The following is a 1,544-nucleotide window of genomic DNA, read 5'->3' as shown; positions in this document are numbered from 1 at the left end:
ACCTACAAAGTGTAAGCTGAAAAAATTATATTTAATTGCTAAACTGTTATTCTAATAAATTTAAAATATTAAAACCAGAAACTTTAATTCTAGCATCAAGATGAATATTAATGCCTGCAATCATAGTCATAAAGGAATAACGCTTTTTACCACGCATTCTTAAAGAATGAATTCTATAGTCATTAAGAATACGATTATTTATACGTTCTGAACAAGTTCTAGTTTTATAAATTGATTTCCACTGTTTTGAGCCACGAGGGACTTTGGTAAATAAGCGTAAATCCCATGCAGGTTTAGTATGGATTACTCGACCATATGTAGAAGGTGAACATTCTTCAGAACAAGAGCAACTTTGAATCTTTCCACAAGCTTTAGGGCAACGCCATTTAAGGCGTGAACGGCTTTTTTCAAAACCGTTATAAACCATTTCGTGGTTCCCTATGCATATTGGAACACCTTTATCACTAATAGATAAGGTGGGTGGATATTTTGAATTTCCTTTATTCTTGGAGTTCAAATCAATAAAGGGATTAATGTTCCATTTGGAACACAATTCATATGTAGGATAGTTATCATTGGCTGAGTCAAGCACATAATTAGAGATTTTAAACTGCGGTAACAGTTCTCTAAATTCAGCCAATGCAACTATTCCAGTAATACTATCATGTCTACTTGCTTGTACGAAGCGGAGATAGACAGGTAAATCTATTTTGAATTCTTTGTTGTAGCTAGATAGAGCATAAAGTGTATAGCCATAAAACCAACGGTTTTCATGACTGTCCCAACCCCAGTTAGCATCAACATCAGAAAGTTTACGATCACATTTGCAATTATAAATATCATTTTGGCAACAGTTGCAAACTTTGGTGCCATAGTAAGAAGAATGACAGTGAACACAAGTACCATCACCAGCAAGCGTAAGCTTGTCTTTATGTATTAAGTTAAGATCAAAAGAAGGTGCTACAGCAACAAGAGTGAATATTTTTTGAAGTAATTTTTCAAATCTACAAGCGAATGAACGACCATTGCCCAAAAAGTTAGCAATCTTTTTAACAATACCAGATCGTTTATTAGGAAGTTTTTTATTCTTACCCGGGGTTTTTGTTTTAGAAGGTTTTTTCTTATAAGAATATGTTTTTTTAAGATTACTTCTGTCAGCTGATAAATCAGATAACCACAATCTAGAGATAAAATCGTAATGAGCACCAAGAGAAGGTGTTTTATCGCTAGTGCAACCGATACAGGTTGCAAATAAGTCATTAGTCTGAAGTTTATTAACCCATTTAGTAATGCTTGTTTCTTTTTGAAAAAGCATTAAAGAAAACGAACGAAATATTTCAGGTTGAAGGGTAGCAGGTCTACCCGTGGTAGAATAATGAGGTTTTAATATTTCTCCAAGAATATCTAAATCTAAGCAATATAGTTTAGAAATAGAAGGTTCAAGTTCTTCAATTCTTTTAGGAAAAGTTTTGTAGAAAGAAGAGAGATTTGAAATAATAAATTGCTGATATTCAGCATGAGAAGTCCAATTTTTAAGCATAAGA

General features: G+C 32.9%; 1 protein-coding gene. It reads right to left on the bottom strand.

The window, feature by feature from the left end; genetic code table 11:
• Positions 1 to 46: 46 nt before the first annotated feature.
• The coding region (locus EV214_RS18535; RefSeq protein WP_243116727.1) for a transposase at positions 47 to 1,544 on the bottom strand (1,498 nt) is incomplete at its 5' end.

The sequence above is a fragment of the Marinisporobacter balticus genome, assembly GCF_004345705.1.
Taxonomy (GTDB): domain Bacteria; phylum Bacillota; class Clostridia; order Peptostreptococcales; family Thermotaleaceae; genus Marinisporobacter; species Marinisporobacter balticus.
Note: the sequence above shows the minus strand (reverse complement) of the source record. Positions and strands in the feature narration are given on the sequence as shown.